This window comes from Saccharibacillus sp. WB 17 (genome assembly GCF_008634075.2).
Lineage (GTDB): Bacteria > Bacillota > Bacilli > Paenibacillales > Paenibacillaceae > Saccharibacillus > Saccharibacillus brassicae.
This window is the reverse complement of sequence record NZ_VPFK02000015.1, coordinates 50,585-72,262: the sequence shown is the minus strand read 5'-3', so window position 1 is coordinate 72,262 and position 21,678 is coordinate 50,585. Positions and strand designations below refer to the sequence as shown.

Sequence of the window (21,678 nt, the reverse complement as noted above, 5' to 3'; positions counted from 1 at the left end):
TATGACCGACGTAAACAAGGGGAATAACGGCGACAGTTTGGAGACCGGCACGGAGAAAACGGCGCAGCCGCAAGGACGCACGCCGGAGCAGGCCGCGGCCGCGCCCCGGCAGCTGCAAACGCCCGAAGAAGCGGCGCAGGCGCTCAAAGACCGGCATTTCGACACGAAGCTGATCCATTTCGGCGCGGAGATCGATCCGGCGACCGGCGCGTCCAGCGTGCCGATCTATCAGGCGTCGACGTTCCACCATTTCGACATTTATAATCCGCCGCAGTACGATTACAGCCGCTCCGGCAGCCCGACGCGCCAGGCGCTCGAAGATTATATCTCGCTGCTCGAAGGCGGAGCCGGCGGTTACGCGTTCGCGTCCGGCATGGCCGCGATCTCCGCGGCGCTCATGATCTTCTCGGCCGGCGATCACCTGATCGTCACGGAAGACGTCTACGGCGGCACGTACCGGCTGCTGACGACCATTTTGAGCCGCATGAACATCGAGACGACCTTCGTCGACATGACCGAGCTCGATCAGGTCAAAGCGGCGCTGCGTCCGAACACCAAAGGCGTCTACATGGAGACGCCGTCGAATCCGACGCTCAAGATTACCGACGTCGGCGCGGTAGCGGACTGGGCCAAAGAGCATGACCTGCTGACGCTCGTGGACAACACGTTCATGACGCCGTATTATCAGCGGCCGATCGAACAGGGCGTCGATATCGTGCTGCACAGCGCGACGAAGTTCCTCGGCGGACACAGCGACGTGCTGGCCGGCCTTGCAGTGGCGCGCACGCCGGAGCTGGCCGCGCAGCTCAAAAAGCTGCAAAACGGGCTCGGCACGGTGCTCGGGCCGCAGGACTGCTGGCTGCTGATCCGCGGCATCAAGACGCTCGGCGCCCGCATGGAGCGCAGCGAGATCGGAGCGCGCAGGCTCGCGCAGTGGCTGTCCGAACGTCAAGACGTGGAAGCCGTCTACTACCCGGGCCTGCCGGAGCATCCGGGCCGCGTCATCCACGAACGGCAGTCGACCGGCTACGGCGCGGTCGTGTCGTTCGACGTCGGCTCCGAGGAGCGGGCCAAACGGCTGCTGAACCGCGTGAAGCTGCCGCTCGTTGCGGTCAGCCTGGGCGCGGTTGAGAGCATCCTGTCGTATCCGCCGATGATGTCGCATGCGGCGATGCCGCGCGAAGTGCGGCTTGAGCGCGGCATTGCCGACGGCCTGCTGCGCTTCTCGGTCGGCCTGGAGAACGTCGACGACCTGATTGCGGACCTGGAACAGGCGCTGGCCGATTAACTTTCCTTCGCTAAAGGGAGCAACCTCTTTTTTCTGTTACAATGAATGGAAATAGGCAAAAGCCTCAGAAGAAAAGAGGGAATGCGATGGAATGGGTGGCCAACGTCCTGGTAGCGCTGATCGCGCTGCTGCACGTGTATATTCTGGTCCTGGAAATGTTTATGTGGAACAAGCCGCGCGGGATGAAAGCGTTCGGACTGGAGCAGAAATTTGCCGACATGACGTTGTCGCTTGCGGCCAATCAGGGGCTGTATAACGGGTTTCTGGCGGCGGGTCTTGTATTCGGCCTGGTGTATCCGAACGCGGAGGCGGGGGCGCATATCCAGATCTTCTTCCTCGTCTGCGTAATGGTCGCCGGCATTTACGGAGCGGCTACGGCCAAATTCAAAATTTTGTTTATCCAGACGGTGCCGGCGCTGATCGCGCTGATCGCCGTGCTGCTCGCCTAACGGCGCCAAGCAGCAGCAGACCGGTCCGCTTCGGCGGACCGGTTTTTGTTTTTTGCCGGCGGATCGAAGTTCACTCATATTTAATTCTTATGTAAAGTGTGATAGGATTAGTTGTATTGCAGGGCCCGATTAAATTTTAACTTTTCAAAATAGAGATTGTGCAGTACGGCCCGAACGGATACGACTCACTTTATTTGAACCTATTTTCACAAAGGAGGCTGCATGCAATGAGTGCGGTTGATAAAATACTGGATAAAGCTTTGAACGGGGGACGTCTCGACGTCGAAGATACGATCGCCCTGTACGAAACGAACGAGATCGAGAAGCTGGGACATGCCGCCAACGAGCTGATGATTCGCAAAAATCCCGATCCGATCACGACGTTCGTCATCGGACGCAACGTCAACTATACGAATGTGTGCGACGTTTTTTGCCGTTTCTGCGCGTTTTACCGCCGTCCGGGTTCGCCCGAAGGGTACGTGCTTCCCGATGAAGTGATCCTGCAAAAAATTCAGGAGACCGAAGACGTGGGCGGCACGGAAATTTTGATGCAGGGCGGGGTCAACCCGGATCTGCCGTTCGAATATTACCTGAACATTCTGCGCAAGATCAAGCAGCATTTCCCGAACGTGACGATGCACTCGTTCTCGCCCGCGGAAATCATGAAGATGCAGAAGCTGTCCGGCATGTCGATGGAAGATACGATCCGCGCGATCCACGAAGCGGGACTTGATTCCCTGCCCGGCGGAGGCGGCGAGATTCTCGACGACCGGACCCGCCGCAAGATCAGCCGTCTCAAAGGCTCGTGGCGCGATTGGATGGACGTCATGCAGACGGCGCACAAAGTCGGCATGAACACGACCGCGACGATGGTGATCGGCTTCGGCGAATCGTACGAAGAGCGCGCGCTGCACATGCTGAGAGTGCGCGAAGCCCAGGACGAGTGCATTCGCAACGGCTACGATTCCGAAGGGTTCCTCGCCTACATCTCGTGGACGTTCCAGCCGGACAACACGAACATGAAAGTCGAGAAGCAGACGCCGGAGCAGTATTTGCAAAACGTGGCAATCAGCCGCATCGTGCTCGACAACATCAAGCATTTCCAATCGTCGTGGGTCACGATGGGACCGGAAGTGGGCAAAATGTCGCTCAGCTACGGCTGCGACGACTTCGGCAGCACGATGATGGAAGAAAACGTCGTATCGGCCGCGGGCACGACCCACAAGGTCAATATCGAGCAGACGCTCGACATTATCCGCGCCGCCGGCAAGATTCCGGCCCAGCGCGATACGAAATATAACCTGATCCAGGTGTTCGACGACCAAAATTACAAAATCAAACGCGATTTCATCATGCAAAACTAGAGGCAACGCCAGAAGCAGGACCAGCAGGCCGCGCCAACGCAACCTTTACCGCCGATTCGGCGAACGATAAGCAAACGCCTCTCCGCTCAAGCGGTTCCCGGCAAGGGACCGCAAGGCGGAAGGGCGTTTTTTGGTTTTTTGCGGTTTGGGTTCAGTTCGGCTTTTTGAGCAGCAGATGCAGGAAATACGGCGCCCCGATAAAAGCGACGACGATGCCGGCCGCGATCCCGCCGGGATCGTTCAGGCTGCGCCCTATCGTGTCGGCCAGCAGCAGCAGCCAGCCGCCGACAAGGATCGAGACCGGAATAAACCGCTGATGTGCCGGTCCGACGAGCGCGCGGGCGATATGCGGCGCCATCAGGCCGATAAAAGCGATTCCGCCGGTGACGGATACGGCGGAAGCGGCGAGAGCGACCGCGGTCAGCAGCAGCAGAATCCGGTCTTTCTGGATCGGCACGCCGGCGCCGACGGCGGAAGCTTCGCCGAGCGACAGCAGGTTCAGCGACCGCGTCTTGACCAGCGCGAACGGAATAAGCAGCAGCAGCCAGGGCAGCAGCGCGAACACAAACGGCCAGTCGGTGCCCCAGACGGTGCCGGCGAGCCATTTGGCGATAAAATCGACTTTGCCCTGTTCGGCCGAAGAGATCAGCACGATCATGACGCCGGACAGAGCCGTGGAGAAGCCGACACCGATCAGAATCAGCTTGATCGGCTGCACGCCTTCGCCCGGACGGTAAGCGAACAGGTAGATCAGCACGGCGGTCAATAGCGCTCCGGCAAAAGCGACGGCAGGGATCAGAAAGACGAACGTGCCGACTTCGATCGGAGCGAACAGGAAAAATACGGTCACGCCGACGCCGGCTCCCGCATTGATGCCTACGATGCCGGGATCGGCCAGTTCGTTGCGCGTGATGCCCTGCAGCAGCGCTCCGGACAGGGCGAGCGCCATGCCGGCCAGCAGCGTGATCAGGATGCGGGGCATCCGGATATCGAACAGGACGAATTCGTCCTTGAACGTGCCGCTGCCGAGCAGCGTCGGAATGATCCGTCCGTACGAGACGGACGAAGAACCGAGACCCAAGCTGACGAAAAAGGTGACCAAAATCAAAGCGGCAAGCGTAACAAGCACGCCGTTATGTCGGGGCAGGCGGCGCAGCATATGCAGCATCCGGTTCATGAGAGGCCTTTCCCTCCTTTGCGCACGATAAACAGGAAGAACGGCAGGCCCAGCACGGCGACGATCGCGGCGACGGGCGTCTCAAGCGGCGCGTTCAGCATCCGGCCGAGCGTATCGGCAATGATCATGAACGCCGCTCCGAACACGGCGGATAGCGGCAGGATGCTCCGGTAATCGGTGCCCGCGAAGATGCGCACCAAATGGGGAATCATCAGCCCGACGAACGCGAGATTGCCCACGAGCGCCACCGCGGCTCCGGTCAGCAGCGTGATCGCCGCGTACAAGGCGACTTTGATCCAGCCGGTGTTCAAGCCGAGGCCGACCGCGGTCGATTCGTTCAGGCTGAGGATCGTCAGATGCCGCGACAGCAGCAGCGCCACGGCCAGGCCGAGCACGATGGCCGGAGCGATCGTTTGCAGCTGCCCCCAAGAGGTGCCGATCAAGCCGCCGGACGTCCACATGGATACGCTTTTGGAAATTTTGAATTCCAGGGCGATCGTATCGGCCGCGGCGGCAAGCAGCGCCGATACGGCCGCGCCCGCCAGAATCATGCGCAGGGGAGACAGCGTTTTGCCGCGCAGCGCAAGCAGGCCGAACACGAACGTTACGCCGAACGCCGCTCCGATGAAGCAGGCGATCATGACGCCGAAATAGCCGACGGCCGGAAAGAAAGCGAACACGACAGCCAGCGCCGCGTTGGCGCCGGCCGTCACGCCGAGCAGGCCGGGATCGGCCAGCGGATTGCGCGTCAGCCCCTGCATGACGGCGCCGGAGACGCCGAGCGCGGCGCCGACGAGCATGCCGCCGATCTCGCGCGGAAGCCGCAGATCCCGAATGATCGAGATATCGGCATTTGTTGCGCCCGGAACGAACAGCGCGCTCCAGATGTCGGGCAGCGAGATGTTTTTGGCTCCGAGCAGGATCGAGCCGACGAACAGCAGCGCCAGGGCGATCAGGCTGAGCAGCAGCTTAAACGGAAAGAAACGGAAAACGCGAGTCGAAGCGGAAGTTTTCATCGCGCAAAGTTATTCGCCCAGGAAAGACTTTTTGAAAAAATCGAGCTGGTAGTCGAGCGATTTGGCGTCGTTGAAGTAGAAGCCCGTGGCGTCGACTTCGTAGACCTGCCCGTTTTTGACCGCCGGAATGTTTTTGTACGTGTCGGTCTCCTGGAACGAATTGTCCCCGCTCAGCGTTTTGCTGAAGATGACGTAATCGCCGAGGTATTCCGGCAGCACTTCGAGCGACAGTTCGTAATAACCCTGCTTGGACGTCATTTCTTTGGCTTTGTCCGGCATTTTCAGGCCCATGGCCTGATACAGAATTTCGGTGCCGCGGCCCCACGCATCGCCGAAGATGTACAGGTTTTTGGCGTCGCCTTCCATGACGGTGATCGTCTTGTCGGCGCCGATCTTCGCTTTGATCTCTTCGCCGGCCTGCTGCGCGCGGGTCTTGAAGTCCGCGACCCAGGCGGCGCCTTCGTCGCCTTTGTTGACCGCTTTGGACACTTCTTCGATCTGCGTCAGGTAATCCACTTTGTTGTACGTGTACGTGACGAGAGGCGCGATCTGTTTGAGCTTGTCGGCGTTCTTCACGTCGCTCGAAGCGATGATCAGATCGGGCTGCAGCTCGATGATCTTCTCGATATTGTCGGCCGAAACTTCGGGCACGTCCGCCAAATCGGTTTTGAAGTTCGGGTTGTTTTTGGTCCACGTGTCCACGCCGACGACCGGAACGCCGAGCTGGATCAGCGTGCCGGTATAACTCGACAGGTCGACGACGCGCTGCGGATTGGCCGGCACCTGGATAGGGCCGTTCTCCGATTGATAAGCGACGGTTCCCGTGGAAGCTTCGGCAGCCTTGGGATCGGCGGTTTTGGAATCGGCGGCCGCGGCGGTACTGCTGCCGGACTTCTGGGCAGTCTGGCCTCCTCCGCAGGCGGTCAACGCGACGACGAGCAGCAGCAGCAGGGGCAAAAAGATCTTTTTCATAAGTATGTATTCTCCCTCTCCGAATAAATTTTAATTGAAAACGATAATCGTTATCAACGAACGGACTATTCAAAGAGTAAGGTCGAAGCGAAAGTTTGTCAATAGTCGATGTCTTGTTCAAAGGTCCAACATAACGCGCATGACGAAAAAACCCGCCGGCCAAGCGATATGAATCGCCTGGCTTGCGGGTGTTTGACGCCGGATATTTACGGTCAGGCTTCTACGCCGGCCGGCTGTTCCTTGATCGCTTTTTCCAAAAATTCCAGAACGGCGCGGTAAACGCGAATCTCGTTTTCCTTTTTCGAGAATCCGTGTCCTTCGTCGTCCAGCACGAGGTACTCGACGTCTGCGCCTTTGCCCTGCAGCGCTTGAACGATCTGGTCCGATTCGGCTTTGACGACGCGGGGATCGTTGGCGCCCTGAATGACGAGCATCGGCTTGGTCATGCCGTCCAGGTACGTTATCGGCGAGTAGGCGATCAATTTGTCCTTGTCCGCTACCGGATCGCCGACCCATTGATTCATGATCGGCTTCCAGTGCTCCGGTACCGATTCGATAAACGAGAACAGGTCGCTCGGACCGAAGATGTCGACGACGGCTTTGAAATAATCGGCGTGGCGTCCGTGCAGCAGAAGCGCCATGTAGCCGCCGAAGCTTCCGCCCATCAGCAGCAGCTTGTCGCGTTCGGCGTAGCCGTTGTCGATGATCCAGTCCAGCCCGGCGATATTGTCCAGTCTCGGACCGTCGCCCCAATCGCCTTCGACAAGCTTGCAGAAAGCGAGGCCGTAGCCGGTCGATCCTCGGAAGTTCGGCGCGAAGATATGAAAGCCGCGGCTGACGAGGAACTGGAACAGCGAACGGAATCCGAGACGTTCCGCCGCCTGCGGCCCGCCGTGCGGCCACAGAATCGTATGCCCGTTGGACGTGCCTTCGCGAGCCCGGAAGAACAGCGCTTCGATCTCCAGGCCGTCGAACGACGGGTAGGTCAGTACTTCGGGCCGCACGAGCTCCGACTCCGCGATGCCCGGTACGCCGTAGTTGGTGCAGCGCGTCCATTCGTCGGACAACGGTTCTTTTTTGAAAATGTTGGTCGGGCTGACGGCGCTGCGTCCGAGCACGTACACATTGCCGCTCTCCGCCACTTTGAGCGAAGACAGGACGTCGACCGGAAGCGCGATGCCGCCGAGCGAACCGCTTTCCAGATCGTAGGTGTACAGATGGTCGGCGACTCCCTTGCTTGCGCTCAGGTACAGCAGGCCGCGTTCCTTGTCATAGGCGACCGACGTGAAATCGACGCCTTCGAGTTCGAGCAGGACCGTTTTGGTGCCGCTCTCGATATCGAATCGGGCCAGGTAGGAGAAGTCTTTGCCCGCGTTGGTCAGGTAATGCAGTTCGTGCTTGCCCGTGAACACGCAGTCGGACACCGTATATTCGCCTTCGGCTTCCGGGTCGAGCGAGACGTGGTCGTCACCCGAGCAGACGAACGCCGGGGCGTAAGTATTGGAGAAATGTTTGGCGTACACGAGATGTTCTTCTTTGGGACCGACGTCGATCAGGAAGATCGAAGCGTCGCCCGAACCTTGAAGCACGGACACTTCCTGCCCCGTCTTGAGGTCACAGCAGAGGGCGCTGAGGTAGGTCGGGTCTTCTTTGGTGGACGTATAGTAGAGACGCTTGCCGTCCTCGGACAGGATCGGGTTCATGTGCCGGTGGCCTTCTTTGACGCACAGGGGCAGCAGTTCGCCGCCTTTGGGCTGCAGCGCGTAGAGCTGCGCGTTCTCGTCGCCGTCGCAGTCGAACCCGGCTACGAGGAAGCGGCCGTTTTTGTCGTATTTGAGATCGTGGCAGTTTTGGCCGTTAAAAGTAAGCGGATACGGAAACGTATCCGGAAGATCCATGGCCCAGAGATCAAACTTGCCGCTGAGATTGGTGCTGAACACAAGCTGTTCTTCATCCGGACTGACCGTGAAATTCTCGATCGCAAACGTACGGAAGAACTGCTCGACATCGGGTTTTTTGAACGATAGCATGGAATCCTCCTTGTGTCGGCTTGCTGCCGGGTTAGTGGTGAAACGGACGTGCTTCCCTAAGTATTCGGCGTGCGCAAGCGTAATCCTGCCCCAACGCATGAAAAGCCCCGATTTCCGCATCCGCGCGCTTTTGCGCCGCAAATTCGCAAAAGGGCGAAAGAGCATAAAATTGGGTATAAGAAATAATGAACATATGTATTGAGTAAAAAAAGACATATCGCGTCATCGGCTGCGCCGCTGGCGAACATTACGGCAACACGGAAGGAGAACATCGGTCATGAACAAAAAAACAACTTTTGACGCGTCCGCCATCGAAGTGATCGCGTTCGATCTGGACGGCACGCTGATCGATACGTCGGAAGCGATGTACGAAGTCAATCACGACGTTTTCGAAGAAGCGATCGCTAACGGGGATGCGGACGAGCAGCCTTCCAAAGAAACAATCCGCTCGGTATTCGGCCTGACGGGGGAAGAAGCGTGGAAAAAAGTAGCGCCCGATATGGACAAGTCGGCGCAGGAACGGTACAAGAAGCGGCACGACGACCTGCTGCATCGCAAGATGGAGTCGCGCTCGTACGCGCTCGGCGGGGTGCCGGAGCTGCTGAAGCGGCTGTCGGGCACGTATGAACTCGCGACGGCGAGCAACTGCGGGGAAGCGTATTTGGAGCGCGTGCTGCGGATCGACGGCCTTGAAGACCTGATCCGGTATCCGCTGTGCGCGGGAAGCGTCGGCGCGCAGCGCAAAAGCGAAGTGCTGGCCGAACTGCTGCGGCAGTCGGGGCGCCGGCCGGAGCAGGTGCTGATGGTCGGAGACCGCAAGTCGGACATCGACGCGGCTCTCGCGGTCGGCATGCCGTCGGTCGGTATCCGGTCCGCTTTCGCGGAGCCGGGCGAGCTGGAGAAAGCGAACGCGACGGTCGATCACATCGGGGAGCTGGAGCATGTGCTGCGGCCTTCCGCCGTCGGCACGTCCGGAACGGCCCGCATGTAAAAGCCGCTTCGGGCGCGCCCGGCAGCGGCGTACGCCTTTCCGTGCCGCCGGCTTGGTCTTGACGCTCGCCGGCGTACGACTTATAATGAACAGCAGCAAAAGCAACGACGAAGACAACAATGCCAGGCACCCGGTACCGTCCCAGAGAGAGGAAACCCAGGCTGCAATTTCCTCCGGATCGACCTGCATTTACCCCTTCCGAGCTGCGTTTTCGAACCCCGCCGGCAGCGCGCACGCCATCATCCGCACGCCTCCGTTATCCGGGCAGTAGAGAACGCCGGACCGCACTTCCGTTATTGATGTGCTCAATGAGGGCTTATCGCCCGCTTTCGGTCGATGCAGACCGGTAGGCGGACCTACGGCCGAATCAGGGTGGAACCACGGGTATAACGCTCGTCCCTTCGCGGGACGGGCTTTTTTTGCGCGCGTTTCGCGTCCCATTTTCCCAAATTTGAAGGAGGAATTTTAATTATGGCCATTTCTATCAGCTTGCCGGACGGTTCTGTCCGAGAATACGCGGACGGCAGCACAATCGAAGACGTCGCCGCGTCGATCAGCAGCAGCCTGCGCAAAAACGCGCTCGCCGGCAAACAAAACGGTATCGTCGTCGACCTGAACACCCCGCTTGAGAACGGCGCACAGATCGAAATCGTCATGCCGGGTTCGCCGGAAGGGCTCGAAGTCGTTCGCCACAGCACGGCCCACCTGACCGCTCAAGCGGTCCGACGTCTGTTCGGCACGACAGAAGTGCAGCTCGGCATCGGTCCGGTCATCGAGGAAGGCTTCTATTACGACATGGATCTGGAGCACGGCCTCAATCCGGAAGATCTGCAGAAGATCGAGAAGGAAATGGAGCGGATCGTCGGCGAGAACCTGCCGATTACCCGCCGCGAAGTAAGCCGCGACGAAGCGCTCAAAATCTTCGGCGAGCTGGGCGATCCGTACAAGCTCGAACTGATCCATGCGCTGCCGGAAGAAGCGGCGATTACGATCTACGACCAGGGCGAGTTCTTCGACCTGTGCCGCGGACCGCACGTGCCGTCGACAGGCAAGCTCAAAATCTTCAAGCTGCTCAGCGTGGCCGGCGCCTACTGGCGCGGCGACAGCAAGAACAAAATGCTGCAGCGGATCTACGGCACGGCCTTCTTCAAAAAAGCGGAGCTGGACGAGCATCTGCATTTCCTCGAAGAAGCCAAAAAGCGCGACCACCGGAAGCTGGGCAAAGACCTCAAGATGTTCACGTTCAGCAATCTGGTCGGGCAGGGCCTGCCGATCTGGCTGCCGAACGGTGCCAAGCTGCGCCGGACGCTGGAGCGTTACATCGTCGATCTTGAAGAAAGCCTCGGCTACCAGCACGTGTACACGCCGGTCATGGGCAACGTGGAGCTGTACAAAACGTCCGGCCACTGGGAACATTACCAGGAAGACATGTTCCCGCCGATGGAGCTGGACAACGAATCGCTCGTGCTGCGTCCGATGAACTGTCCGCACCATATGATGGTGTACAAAAACGATATGCACAGCTACCGGGAACTGCCGATCCGTATCGCCGAGCTCGGCCTGATGCACCGGTACGAAATGTCCGGCGCGCTGACCGGCTTCCACCGCGTGCGCGCGATGACGCTGAACGATGCGCATATTTTCTGCCGCCCGGACCAGATCAAGGAAGAATTCGGCCGCGTCGTGAAGCTGATCGCCAAAGTGTACGAAGACTTCGGTATCGACAGCTACCGCTTCCGTCTGTCTTACCGCGATCCGCAGGATACCGAGAAGTATTTCCAGAACGACGAGATGTGGGAAATGTCCCAGCGTATGCTGCGCGAAGTCGTCGAAGAACTCGACCTGCCGTTCTACGAAGCGGAAGGCGAAGCGGCGTTCTACGGACCGAAGCTCGACGTACAGATCAAAACGGCGCTTGGCAAAGAAGAGACGCTGTCGACTGCGCAGCTCGACTTCCTGCTGCCTGAACGCTTCGAACTGGAATACGTCGGCGACGACGGCCAGAAGCATCGCCCGGTCGTGATCCACCGCGGCATCATCAGCACGATGGAACGCTTCACGGCCTTCCTGCTGGAGAACTTCGCCGGCAATCTGCCGCTGTGGCTGTCGCCGATGCAGGCGAAGATCATTCCGGTATCGGGCAACTACAGCGAGTACGCCGAGCAGGTGGCGGAGAAGCTTAGAGAATCCGGCATTCGCGTCGAGACCGACGTGCGCAACGAAAAGCTCGGCTACAAGATCCGGGAAGCGCAACTGGAAAAATCGCCGTATATGTTCGTCGTCGGCGAGAACGAGAAAGAAGCGGGCGGCGTGTCCGTGCGCAAGCGCGGCGAAGGCGACCTCGGCGCCAAGCCGCTGGACGAAGTGATCGCCATGCTGCAAGAAGAGATCCGCACCCGTAAAATTTAACGCTTCGGGCCGTCTTGCAAGGCTTCAGGCGTCTTGAACGCAGGCCGCTCCCTTCACGGGAGCGGCTTTTTCGCGTGCGCTTTCGGTCCGTCCCGCCGCCGCGGCTCGGTCTCAAGGCCGGCTGCCCTCCGGCCGGAGGCGGGCCGAAAGTTCGCCCCGCAGGCGCAGGCGCAAATCATCCGCGCGCCGCTTCGGACTCCCTTGTTTTTCCCGCATACTGGAAAAAACGAAGGGAGGCGCGGACCATGAAAAAGAATAAAGCGAAAAAGCTGCTCAAAGCGGCGTACGGCAAATTGTTCGGATCGCGGGAAATGCAGGGAGGTACCGTGTCGGCGGCGGACAGTCGGCCGCTGCGTCCGTCGAAGCGCGGCGGGGAAGAGACATTCGATTACGATCGCAGCTTGAACGAAGAACTGACGCTCGGCCTGCTGCGCGGCCGGATGTAGACGGCGGGACACAAAGCGTCTCGGTCTCGGGACCGAGGCGACTTTCGTTCCCGCGCCGCTTTTGCAAAAGTTTTCGGTCCGGTAGACTGAACGTATCATCATAAGAAGTGTCCGGATCGGCAGCGCCTGCATCCGGTACCGATACAAGGAGGAGAAGACAATGAAAAAAAGTGGAGCTTTGTGGCTGATCGCGGTCGGCGGCGTGTTTCTGGCCTATCAGCTGGGCTGGATCAGCTTCGGCATCGGAGATCTGATTCGGACGTTCTGGCCGATGATTCTGATCCTGATCGGCCTGCAAAAACTGTTGGACACCAAAAAAATGAGTTCCAGCATCGTCGGCAGTGTAATCATGATCGTCATCGGGGGTTATTTTCAGACGCGGAACCTGGGCATGCATGTGCTCAGCCCGGGCGAGTTTTTCAAAATCATGATTCCCGCAGCGCTGATCGCCACCGGCGTCTACGTGCTGCTCAAACCGAAAAGATCGCCGGAGTATCCGTCGGTCCAGCGTGACAACCCGGAAGACTTCCATCATTCGACGCCGCCGGCTCCTCCGGTTCCGCCGATGCCGATCGAACCGCTGGAATCGCCGCTTGACCGCATGTTTGTCAATCTGGACAAAGAAGAACCGGCCGGCGCCGGCGAGCCGCGCAAACGGTATGACTGGGCGCCCGAACGTGACGGAAGAAGCGACGGCGAAAGTGAACAACCGGCCGCCGGCCGCGAGCGTTCGAACGAAGGATCGGAGTTTCACAAAATCGGCGGGATGGCCCGCGAGTTCGGCAAGCAGACGGCCGAGCAGATGCGGAAGATCGACTTTTCCCGGATCGCGGACGAAGTGAAGCACGAAGTGGACAGCGCGATGCACGATTTCAAAAAGTCGCTCGGCAAAGAAGGCGACAAACAAGCCGGACCCCGGCATAAATCGGGCGTGTCGCCAGGCAAAGAACCGTTCCCGGACTATTTTGCCGAAGACAGCAGGTTTTACGACGACTGCCGCGAAGACAGTAGGGACGAAGAAAACGACCGGGCGGAAATGAAAAAAGCGCGCCAGCAGGCGGACAAGGAAAAAAAGGAAAAAACGGTCAATGAATCGAGCTTTATCGGCGACTATTATATCGGCAAAGACTATTTCCGTCTCAAGCCGCTGAACATTTCCCATTTTGTTGGCGACACGGTGATCGATCTGACCAAAGCGCAGATTCCTTACGGAACGACGAGAATCAACATTTCCTGCTTTATCGGCGACGTCGTCATCTACGTTCCGAACGATCCGGAACTTGGCGTACGGGCCAACAGCAGTTCGTTTCTCGGCGACCATAACGTGCTGGGCAGCACGCGCTCGGGTATCGTGAGCGGCGTGGACGAGACGCAGAACTACGACGAATGCGCCAAACGGATCAAGATTTCGGCGAGTTCCTTCATCGGAGACGTGCACGTGACGAGAGTCGGTTAAGCAGATTGGGGCGGGGTGGGAGCTTACCTATGGGCAACTTATTGAAAAACACGAAATGGGAACTGATTTTGTACTTCCTGCTTAGCGGCGGCATTCTCGCCGCTTTGTTATATTGGTTCAGCCTGTACGGACTCGTACAGGTTTTTCCGCGGAAAGTCTGGCTGTTCTACCTGCTGGCCACGGTGATCGTCGCCGTTGTCACCGGTTACGTGGCCGGTCAGCGTATCCAGCGCCGGATCGACGTGCTGCACTACAGCATGCTTCAGGTTGCGCAGGGCAATCTGGGTCTGCGGCTGGGCGATACGGAAGACCAGTCGTTCGCGCGCGTCTACCGCGAATTCAATACAATGATGAATTCGATCGAGACAAAGACGAAGCTGCTGCAAAAGCTCGGCGAGAGCGACGCGGTCGGCAAGGAGCAGCTGGTCGAAAGCGCCGTGCGCGAAGAACGCCGCCGGATGGCGCGCGATTTGCACGACTCGGTCAGCCAGCAGATTTTCGCTATCCATATGTCAGCCGCTGCGCTGCCCAAAGTGCTGGAGCGCAACCCGGACGCGGCGGAGACGGTCATGCGGCAGCTGATCCAGATGTCGAATCTCGCGCAGAAGCAGATGCGGGCGCTGATTGCGCAGCTGAGGCCGGTCGAACTCGAAGGAATGGAGCTTCCGGCCGCGCTCGATCGCTGGTTCCCGGATTACTGCATCCAGAACGGATTGAAAGGCATGAAAGACGTCGAACTGTGCAACGGGCTGTCCGAAGCGATCGAGCAGCAGCTGTTCCTGATCGTCCAGGAAGCGATGGCGAACATCGTCAAGCATGCCCAGGCGAGCATGGTCAGCCTGTCGCTGCGGGAGAACGAGCGGCAGGTGCTGCTGTCGATCAGCGACGACGGCAAAGGGTTTTCGGGCGGCGCGGCGCAGAAGCAGGGTTCCTACGGGCTGCTGACGATGCGCGAACGGGCGGAGAAGCTCGGCGGACGGGCCGAAATCTTGTCGAAGCCGGGCGCGGGCACGACAATCCGCGTACATATTCCAAAATTCGGAGAAGAAAAGGCGGTGGACACGCATGGACAAGATCAAGATCCTGCTGGCGGACGATCACGACATGGTGAGAATGGGACTCAAAACGTACTTGATGCTGGAACCGGGGTTTGACGTGATCGGGGAAGCGGCGAACGGCTTCGAAGTGATCGGGCATCTGCGGACGCTGTCCGAGGAAGGCGGCGAAATGCCGGATCTGATCCTGATGGATCTGATGATGCCGGAGATGAACGGCACCGAAGCGACGCGGCTCGTCATGTCGGAATTTCCGACGATCCGCGTCGTTATGCTGACCAGTTTTCTCGAAGACAAGCTGGTGATGGAAGCGATCGAAGCGGGCGCCGTCAGCTATGTGTTGAAGACGGTCACGGCGGAAGAACTGATCTACGCGCTCAAAGGCGCTTACCGCGGCATGCCGGTCATGACCGGAGACGTCTCCCAGGCGCTGACGCGCGGGATCCGCCAGCGGACGGTGGAAGCCGATTCGTCTCCGCTGACCGAGCGCGAGAAGGAAGTGCTGCTGCTGATCGCCGAAGGCATGGGCAACAAGGAGATCGGGGAAGAGCTGCATATCAGTATCAAAACGGTCAAGACCCATGTCAGCAACCTGCTGATGAAGTGCGAATTGGAAGACCGCACGCAGCTTGCGATCTATGCCCACCGGCAGGGGATGGTCCGCTCGTGAGCCTGCTTGCGAACGACTTGACGGAGATCCGGCGTTTTCCGGAAGCGAGCGGCGCCGTCGGCGACAACGGCAAATACCGCAGCATGTACGACCGCATCGCGCCTTTTTACAATCTGTCGAACAAAGTCTACTTTCGCTTGAAATTTGGCGGGGAAGAAGCTTACCGGCGGCAGTTTCTGGACGAACTCGAGATTCCGCCCGGCGGGTGCGTGCTGGAAGTGTCGTGCGGCACCGGGGACAATTTCCCGTATCTGCCGGCGGATATCGAGCTGCACGGCCTCGATCTGTCGCTCGGCATGCTGAACGTGTGCCGGAAGCATCTGCGCAAATGGAAACGTTCCGCTTCGTTATACCAAGCGACGGCCGAACGCCTTCCGTTCGGCGACGACTTTTTCGATACGGTCTACCATGTCGGCGGTATCAACTTTTTCAACGACGGGGCGCAGGCGGTCCGGGAAATGATCCGCGTCGCCAAGCCGGGCACGAAGATCGTGATCGTCGACGAGACCGAACGGCTCGCTTCCGGCACGTACGAGAAGATTCCGTTCGTCGGCCGCCGGTTCAAGCAGCGCGCGGAGATCGTCGTTCCGGTGCGGCTCATTCCGGACGGGATGCTCGAAGTCGAAGCGCGCGAGATCTGCCGCGGCCTGATGTACTGCCTGACTTTTCGCGTGCCGCCCGAATCGTCCGGTTCCGAAGTCCGGGCCTGAACCGACGCTAAGCCGCCTCTGCACCGATCTTGCGGGGAAGCCGGTCTCCTCTCCTTTTCCGCAGAGAAGAGGCTTTTTTGGCATTTTGCAAAATTAAGGGCTTTCTTATCTTTCTTTATGCCTCTTTTAATGTGTAATTAAGGTTGCTGGGCGAAAATAAGTACAGAAGTAAACGGCAGCATCAGGGCAGACGGTACTTGTCCCATTCAATCGGTAGCAAACGCAATTCACATTTACGTCATTCGGCACAGCCCGAACGCGAGGAGGAAATAGAGATGGACGAGAAGAAATACGGCAATTCTTTTGAAGACAACAACGGAGCAGGCAGCAGCGAAGGGAACCGCAACAATTCCGGAGCCGACTCCTCCGAGCGGACAGGCACGAACCCGGACGGCTCGTCTTACTATTACTCGTACGGCCCGTTCCAATCGGTCGGCTCTTCCGATCCGGAAGCGCCCAAAGTGCAGGACGTCGAAGTCACGCCTCCGAGCGCGATCCGCGGTTACGACTCGTACGGCACGCCAAGCGGACCGAACGGTTCGGCTCCGGGCGGCGGCTCGGGCGGCAACTGGAACTACAACCAGAAGCCGAAGTCTTCGTTCAAGAACGCGCTGACGTCGTTCGCGGCCGGGGCGCTGGGCGCCATCGTCATTACCGGTTCGGTGTTCGGCGCCGGACATGCCGGCTGGTTCGACGGCGACGAAGCGTCCACGGCCAAGGCGGCGACTTCGCAGACCGCGCCGTCCAACCCGAGCGGCGTCTCGACCGCGGCGTACACGATCGCGTCGTCCAAAGACATCTCGGACGTCGTGAACCAGTCCAGTCCTTCGGTCGTCAAGATCGAGACGCTGTCCAAAGGCGGCACTTCCGGCAAGCAGGGCAATTACAACGACCCGTTCTTCAAATATTTCTACGGCGACTCCCAGGGCAGCGAGAACAACGGCGGCTCCGGCACGAATTCCGGTTCCGCTTCGGATCAACTGACGCCGCTCGGACTCGGAACGGGTTTCATTTTCGATAAAGAAGGCTATATCCTGACGAACAACCACGTGGTTGAAGGCGGAGACGTCATCCAGGTTACGTTGGACGGTACGACCAAGCCTTACGAAGCGAAACTGCTCGGTCATAGCGCCGATCTTGACCTGGCGGTCCTCAAGATCACGAGCACCGACGGCAGCGACTTCCCGTACATCTCGCTGGGCGATTCCGATGCGACGGCGATCGGCAACTGGGTCGTCGCAATCGGCAACCCGGAAGGCTTCGAACACACGGTTACGGCCGGCGTGCTCAGTGCCAAAGAACGCGAAATTTCGATTGCCGACGAGACGACGGGCAAAGCGACGCAGTACAAGCACCTGCTGCAGACCGACGCGTCGATCAACCCGGGCAACTCCGGCGGTCCGCTGATCAACCTGAACGGCGAAGTGATCGGCATGAACACGGCCGTCAGCACGGAAGCGCAGGGCATCGGCTTCGCGATTTCCTCGAACACGATCAAAGGCGTCGTCGAACAGCTCAAAAACAACGAAGAAATTCCGAAAGAAGCCGTTCCGTTTATCGGCGCAAGCCTGACGACGATGTCGGACAGCATCGCGCAGCAGATGGGCGTGGACACGAAGGAAGGTTCGCTCGTCAGCGAAGTGCTGTACGGATCGCCGGCCTACAAAGCCGATCTGCGCAGCTACGACATCATCACCGGCGTGAACGGTACGCCTTATGCGACCAGCCAGGATCTGATCGCGGCGATCCAGAAGTTCAAAGTCGGCACCGAAATTACGCTGAACGTCGTGCGCAACGATAAGAAAGTCGACCTCAAAGTAACGGTGGGCGACCGGAACCAGTACGACGAATCGGCCGCTGGACAGCAGGGCGGCGGCAGCGAGAACCAGACTCCGAACAACGGACTGATTAACCCGTTCGGCGGCCAATAAGGATCGCCGGCGAACGACGGATACGAAGCGGGCGAACGGGAGGGGGAGACCCCTCCCGTTTTTTGGCGCCCGGCCTGAGAGTCGCCGCAAGAAAACAGGATGCGAAGGTACGTGAACGTTGCTACAATAATAGAAAAAGAACGTAGAGGGGAACGAATGCATATGCGATCCAATATTCTGATTGTCGACGACGACGAAAAAATCATCTCCATGCTGCGCAGGGGGCTGGCTTTTGAAGGATACGAGGTACACACGGCGCCAAACGGGGCGGAAGGGCTGAAGCTGATGCGCACGACCGATCCCGATCTGCTCGTGCTTGACGTCATGATGCCCGAGGTGGACGGGTTCGAAGTGGTACGCCGGCTGCGCGAAGCGGGCAGCGCCGTTCCGGTGCTGATGCTTACGGCCAAGGACGAGCTGGAGAATCGGGTCAAAGGACTCGATCTCGGCGCGGACGATTACCTCGTCAAGCCGTTCGCGCTCGAAGAACTGCTGGCGCGGGTGCGCGCGCTGCTGCGCCGCAAAACGGACACGGTCCGCGAAGACGACGGCGAGCGGCTGAGCTTCGAAGACCTCGTCATGAATATCGATTCGCGCGAAGTGACGAGAGGCGAACGCAAGGTCGAACTGACGGCCAAAGAATTCGAACTGCTCCATCTGTTCATGCTCAATCCGAGACGGGTGCTGTCGCGCGACGTGATTATGGACAAAATCTGGGGATACGATTACAGCGGCGAATCCAACGTGCTCGAAGTGTATATCGCGATGCTGCGCCAGAAGACGGAAGATTCAAGCTCCAAGCGCCTGATCCAGACAATCCGCGGCGCCGGTTACATCCTAAGAAGCGATTCCTAAAAGGGGGCAGCCCTCTGCTATGTCTATCCGTTTACGCCTGACCGCCTGGTACTCCGGCATCCTGGCGCTGACCCTGCTGATGTTCAGCGCGATCATCTATACGTTCGTCTATTACAACACTTACCAGAATACGTACGACACGTGGCAGAGCCGTATTCGCGAGCAGATCCGGCAGAGCATCGTCGTCGACGATTCGGGCATGGTCACTTCCAAGATCAATATCGAAAATATTTTGAAAACGATCGACAGCCGGCTGTATGTACAGATTTACTTTTACGGCAGCGGCGATCTTCAGCAGTCGGACAATATGACGTTCGGCCCCGGCGCGTTCAAATTCGAGATTCCTCCGCTGGAAGGAGTCAAAGAAGATTTCAGCCGTATCCGCTCCGAAAGCCGGCCTTATTTGATGTATCAACAGCTGCTGCTGCCGGCAAACGGTGCGCGCGAGCCGGTGCTGCTGCAAATTGCGGCCAGTACGGAAGAAGCGGAGAACCTGCTGTCGGATCTGCGCTTCATTCTCCTGCTCGGCTCGGTGTCCACGCTTATTCTGGCCGCTACGCTCGGCATGTTTCTGGCCCGCAAATCGATGGCGCCGATCGGCAAAGTCATCGAAGCGGCGAACGGGGTACAGACCAGCAGCGACCTCAGCGTCCGGATCGACTACACCGGCCCGCAGGACGAAGTCGGACAGCTGATCAGCACGGTGAACCGGATGCTGGCGCGCACGGAACTGTTTTACAAAGACCTGGAAGAATCGTACCGGGCGCAGCGGCGCTTCGTCTCGGATGCTTCGCACGAGCTGCGCACGCCGCTGACGACCGTTCGGGGCAATACCGATTTGCTCAAAAAGATCTGGACGCTCGACAGCATGCCGCACGGCCTGACCGAAGAAGATCTGCGGCAGATGTCCGTCGAAGCGATCGGCGATATCGCCGACGAATCCGAGCGAATGAGCCGGCTGATCGGCGACATGCTGTCGCTGGCACGGGCGGATGCCGGCCAGACGATGCAAAAAGAACTGCTGCAGCTCGGTCCGCTGGTCGAAGACGTCGTGCGCCGGGCGCAGTTTCTGCCGCATCAGGCCCAGTGGGTGCCGGGTGACCTGACCGCGCTCGACGGAATCGCCGTAGTCGGCAACAAAGATTATTTGCAGCAGATGCTGTTCATTTTTATCGAAAATGCGTTCAAATACACGGTGGAAGGACAAGTCTCGCTCGATATTCTCGTTTACCGCCAGCAGGTTGGCATCCGGGTCAAAGATACCGGGATCGGCATGGACAAAGACGAAGTGCCGCATATTTTCGAACGCTTCTACCGGGCCGACGAATCGCGGGGCAAGACGCCCGGCACGGGGCTTGGACTGTCCATCGCCAAATGGATCATCGACGAGCATCAGGGTTCGGTCGAAGTCGTCACGGTCAAAGGCGAAGGCACCACGTTCATCATCTGGCTGCCGGCATTGTTCCCGGAAATTCAGGCCGCGTCCGAACCGGAAGAGATCGTCGTAGAGCCGGAGGAAGTTTACGGGGAACCCGGGGAGGGCGTCGGGGAAGACTCTTCGGAGCCTGTGGAGCCCGTAGAGATCGAAGACCCGGACGAAGCGCAGCGCGGCAATGACGCAGCCGATTCGCCGCCGAAGCCGGAACAAGGACCGGGCGGACGCGGCTCCGGATCGGTCTGACCGGCGGTCCGGAAGGCTGTGCCTTTCTTCGGGCTGGCGAATACGTTATAATCGGGGTATGCGCGAATCCGCGTTTAAGCCATGAATCCGAAAGCAGGTGCGAATAGATGGAAGTTCTACGTATTGCCCCGCGAGGCTATTGCTACGGCGTCGTCGACGCGATGGTGCTCGCCAGACAAGCGGCCAAAAATCTCGATCTGCCCCGGCCTATTTATATACTCGGCATGATCGTGCACAACGCGCACGTTACCCAGTCGTTCGAAGACGAAGGCATCGTGACGCTCGACGGTCCGAACCGGCTGGAAATTCTTGAGCAGGTGGACAAGGGAACGGTCATCTTTACCGCGCACGGGGTATCCCCGGAAGTGCGCAAGCGGGCGCGCGAGCGCGGCCTGACGACGGTCGACGCGACGTGCCCGGACGTCACGAAGACGCATGACCTGATCCGCGAGAAAGCGGGCGAAGGCTACGAGATTATCTATATCGGCAAAAAAAACCATCCGGAACCCGAAGGCGCGATCGGCGTCGCTCCGGACCGGGTGCATCTGATCGAGAAGGAAGAAGAGATCGAAGCGCTGAACATTCCGCCGGGCAAAATCATCATCACGAATCAGACGACGATGAGCCAGTGGGACATCAAGACGATTATGAAAAAGCTGCTGGAGCGTTACCCGGGAGCGGAAGTGCATAACGAAATCTGCCTGGCGACCCAGGTACGGCAGGAAGCGGTGGCCGAGCAGGCCGGGCAAGCGGATCTGGTCATCGTCGTCGGCGACCCGCGCAGCAACAACTCCAACCGCCTGGCGCAGGTGTCCGAAGAGATCGCCGGCACGACCGCTTACCGCGTGTCCGACGTGAGCGAGATCAAGCAGGAATGGCTGATGGGCATCAGCAAGGTGGCTATTACGGCAGGCGCTTCGACGCCGACGCCGATTACCAAAGAAGTCATTCTCTACCTGGAGCAGTTCGAAGAAAGCGATCCGTCCACTTGGGAAATCAAGCGCACGGTCGATATGAAAAAACTGCTGCCGCCGGTACGCGAGAAAAAGAAAGCCGCCGCGGAATAAAGTCCGTGCGGCCTGTTGAACACCGGCCGGCCGCAGCCGCGCCAAGCGAAGAACCCGACCGGGGAATCGGTCGGGTTTTTCGCTTGGCGCTTCGGAAGGCGCAAGCCCCGA

At 59.1% G+C, this 21,678-nt stretch carries 18 protein-coding genes; 14 read left to right on the top strand and 4 right to left on the bottom strand.

Going from position 1 to position 21,678, the window contains the following annotated elements:
• Position 1 precedes the first annotated feature (1 nt).
• The 3 genes from FTE24_RS07620 to mqnC all read left to right on the top strand — a co-directional run bounded on the left by FTE24_RS07620 (position 2) and on the right by mqnC (position 3,101).
• Entirely contained in the window at positions 2–1,288 is a 1,287-nt protein-coding gene (locus FTE24_RS07620) for a trans-sulfuration enzyme family protein (RefSeq protein ID WP_237401688.1), read from the top strand.
• 86 nt (positions 1,289–1,374) lie between these two features.
• Positions 1,375–1,737 (top strand): DUF1304 domain-containing protein, encoded by a 363-nt coding sequence (locus FTE24_RS07615; protein WP_150231413.1) that lies wholly within the window; start codon positions 1,375–1,377, stop codon positions 1,735–1,737.
• A gap of 227 nt (positions 1,738–1,964) precedes the next feature.
• Positions 1,965–3,101 (top strand): cyclic dehypoxanthinyl futalosine synthase, encoded by a 1,137-nt coding sequence (gene mqnC / locus FTE24_RS07610; RefSeq protein ID WP_150231411.1) that lies wholly within the window; start codon positions 1,965–1,967, stop codon positions 3,099–3,101.
• Between the two features lie 151 nt (positions 3,102–3,252).
• Here mqnC and FTE24_RS07605 read toward each other — a convergent pair whose 3' ends face one another.
• The 4 genes from FTE24_RS07605 to FTE24_RS07590 all read right to left on the bottom strand — a co-directional run bounded on the left by FTE24_RS07605 (position 3,253) and on the right by FTE24_RS07590 (position 8,296).
• Positions 3,253–4,278, bottom strand: coding sequence for a FecCD family ABC transporter permease (locus tag FTE24_RS07605; protein ID WP_415663150.1), 1,026 nt, complete (start codon positions 4,276–4,278; stop codon positions 3,253–3,255).
• Positions 4,275–5,294, bottom strand: coding sequence for a FecCD family ABC transporter permease (locus FTE24_RS07600; protein WP_141449053.1), 1,020 nt, complete (start codon positions 5,292–5,294; stop codon positions 4,275–4,277). Before FTE24_RS07600 ends, FTE24_RS07605 begins: the two co-directional genes overlap by 4 nt.
• Before the next feature lie 9 nt (positions 5,295–5,303).
• Complete coding sequence (locus FTE24_RS07595) at positions 5,304–6,266, bottom strand: iron-hydroxamate ABC transporter substrate-binding protein (protein ID WP_150231409.1); 963 nt, start codon at positions 6,264–6,266, stop codon at positions 5,304–5,306.
• A gap of 212 nt (positions 6,267–6,478) precedes the next feature.
• Positions 6,479–8,296, bottom strand: a complete 1,818-nt coding sequence (locus FTE24_RS07590; protein WP_150231407.1) for a S9 family peptidase — start codon at positions 8,294–8,296, stop codon at positions 6,479–6,481.
• 277 nt (positions 8,297–8,573) lie between these two features.
• Here FTE24_RS07590 and FTE24_RS07585 point away from each other — a divergent pair, with 277 nt between their 5' ends.
• The 11 genes from FTE24_RS07585 to FTE24_RS07535 all read left to right on the top strand — a co-directional run bounded on the left by FTE24_RS07585 (position 8,574) and on the right by FTE24_RS07535 (position 21,567).
• Positions 8,574–9,287, top strand: a complete 714-nt coding sequence (locus tag FTE24_RS07585) for an HAD family hydrolase (protein WP_150231405.1) — start codon at positions 8,574–8,576, stop codon at positions 9,285–9,287.
• 471 nt (positions 9,288–9,758) lie between these two features.
• Positions 9,759–11,696, top strand: a complete 1,938-nt coding sequence (thrS, locus tag FTE24_RS07580) for a threonine--tRNA ligase (RefSeq protein ID WP_150231403.1) — start codon at positions 9,759–9,761, stop codon at positions 11,694–11,696.
• A 245-nt stretch (positions 11,697–11,941) separates the two neighbouring features.
• Positions 11,942–12,142 (top strand): hypothetical protein, encoded by a 201-nt coding sequence (locus FTE24_RS07575; protein ID WP_150231401.1) that lies wholly within the window; start codon positions 11,942–11,944, stop codon positions 12,140–12,142.
• 160 nt (positions 12,143–12,302) lie between these two features.
• A complete protein-coding gene (gene liaF / locus FTE24_RS07570) occupies positions 12,303–13,598 on the top strand; it encodes a cell wall-active antibiotics response protein LiaF (protein WP_237401687.1) in 1,296 nt (431 codons plus the stop codon).
• A 29-nt stretch (positions 13,599–13,627) separates the two neighbouring features.
• Positions 13,628–14,752 carry a sensor histidine kinase gene (locus FTE24_RS07565; protein ID WP_150231400.1) on the top strand — a complete coding sequence of 375 codons (1,125 nt, stop codon included), beginning with the start codon at positions 13,628–13,630 and terminating at the stop codon, positions 14,750–14,752.
• Positions 14,664–15,323: a response regulator gene (locus FTE24_RS07560; RefSeq protein WP_150231398.1), complete on the top strand. Its 660-nt coding sequence runs from the start codon at positions 14,664–14,666 to the stop codon at positions 15,321–15,323. The genes FTE24_RS07565 and FTE24_RS07560 overlap by 89 nt, the downstream gene beginning before the upstream one ends.
• On the top strand, positions 15,320–16,033 hold the full coding sequence (locus FTE24_RS07555; RefSeq protein WP_337190031.1) for a class I SAM-dependent methyltransferase: 714 nt from the start codon (positions 15,320–15,322) through the stop codon (positions 16,031–16,033). Before FTE24_RS07560 ends, FTE24_RS07555 begins: the two co-directional genes overlap by 4 nt.
• A 275-nt stretch (positions 16,034–16,308) precedes the next feature.
• The gene (locus FTE24_RS07550) at positions 16,309–17,964 is read left to right on the top strand and encodes a S1C family serine protease (RefSeq protein ID WP_141449061.1); all 1,656 of its coding nucleotides are present in this window, start codon (positions 16,309–16,311) and stop codon (positions 17,962–17,964) included.
• A gap of 162 nt (positions 17,965–18,126) precedes the next feature.
• Positions 18,127–18,819: a response regulator transcription factor gene (locus tag FTE24_RS07545; RefSeq protein ID WP_141449062.1), complete on the top strand. Its 693-nt coding sequence runs from the start codon at positions 18,127–18,129 to the stop codon at positions 18,817–18,819.
• Between the two features lie 19 nt (positions 18,820–18,838).
• Positions 18,839–20,500 (top strand): sensor histidine kinase, encoded by a 1,662-nt coding sequence (locus FTE24_RS07540; RefSeq protein WP_150231396.1) that lies wholly within the window; start codon positions 18,839–18,841, stop codon positions 20,498–20,500.
• 107 nt (positions 20,501–20,607) lie between these two features.
• Positions 20,608–21,567, top strand: a complete 960-nt coding sequence (locus FTE24_RS07535; protein WP_141449063.1) for a 4-hydroxy-3-methylbut-2-enyl diphosphate reductase — start codon at positions 20,608–20,610, stop codon at positions 21,565–21,567.
• Positions 21,568–21,678 lie beyond the last annotated feature (111 nt).

Excerpts from the sequence above, each read along its gene's own strand:
- FTE24_RS07620 (WP_237401688.1), top strand. The coding sequence starts at position 2 with ATGACCGACGTAAACAAGGGGAATAACGGCGACAGTTTGGAGACCGGC.
- FTE24_RS07590 (WP_150231407.1), bottom strand. The coding sequence starts at position 8,296 with ATGCTATCGTTCAAAAAACCCGATGTCGAGCAGTTCTTCCGTACGTTT.
- FTE24_RS07550 (WP_141449061.1), top strand. The coding sequence starts at position 16,309 with ATGGACGAGAAGAAATACGGCAATTCTTTTGAAGACAACAACGGAGCA.
- FTE24_RS07560 (WP_150231398.1), top strand. The coding sequence starts at position 14,664 with ATGGACAAGATCAAGATCCTGCTGGCGGACGATCACGACATGGTGAGA.
- liaF (WP_237401687.1), top strand. The coding sequence starts at position 12,303 with ATGAAAAAAAGTGGAGCTTTGTGGCTGATCGCGGTCGGCGGCGTGTTT.
- FTE24_RS07595 (WP_150231409.1), bottom strand. The coding sequence starts at position 6,266 with ATGAAAAAGATCTTTTTGCCCCTGCTGCTGCTGCTCGTCGTCGCGTTG.
- FTE24_RS07605 (WP_415663150.1), bottom strand. The coding sequence starts at position 4,278 with ATGAACCGGATGCTGCATATGCTGCGCCGCCTGCCCCGACATAACGGC.
- FTE24_RS07545 (WP_141449062.1), top strand. The coding sequence starts at position 18,127 with ATGCGATCCAATATTCTGATTGTCGACGACGACGAAAAAATCATCTCC.
- FTE24_RS07565 (WP_150231400.1), top strand. The coding sequence starts at position 13,628 with ATGGGCAACTTATTGAAAAACACGAAATGGGAACTGATTTTGTACTTC.
- FTE24_RS07575 (WP_150231401.1), top strand. The coding sequence starts at position 11,942 with ATGAAAAAGAATAAAGCGAAAAAGCTGCTCAAAGCGGCGTACGGCAAA.
- FTE24_RS07540 (WP_150231396.1), top strand. The coding sequence starts at position 18,839 with ATGTCTATCCGTTTACGCCTGACCGCCTGGTACTCCGGCATCCTGGCG.
- FTE24_RS07600 (WP_141449053.1), bottom strand. The coding sequence starts at position 5,294 with ATGAAAACTTCCGCTTCGACTCGCGTTTTCCGTTTCTTTCCGTTTAAG.
- FTE24_RS07585 (WP_150231405.1), top strand. The coding sequence starts at position 8,574 with ATGAACAAAAAAACAACTTTTGACGCGTCCGCCATCGAAGTGATCGCG.
- thrS (WP_150231403.1), top strand. The coding sequence starts at position 9,759 with ATGGCCATTTCTATCAGCTTGCCGGACGGTTCTGTCCGAGAATACGCG.
- FTE24_RS07535 (WP_141449063.1), top strand. The coding sequence starts at position 20,608 with ATGGAAGTTCTACGTATTGCCCCGCGAGGCTATTGCTACGGCGTCGTC.
- mqnC (WP_150231411.1), top strand. The coding sequence starts at position 1,965 with ATGAGTGCGGTTGATAAAATACTGGATAAAGCTTTGAACGGGGGACGT.
- FTE24_RS07615 (WP_150231413.1), top strand. The coding sequence starts at position 1,375 with ATGGAATGGGTGGCCAACGTCCTGGTAGCGCTGATCGCGCTGCTGCAC.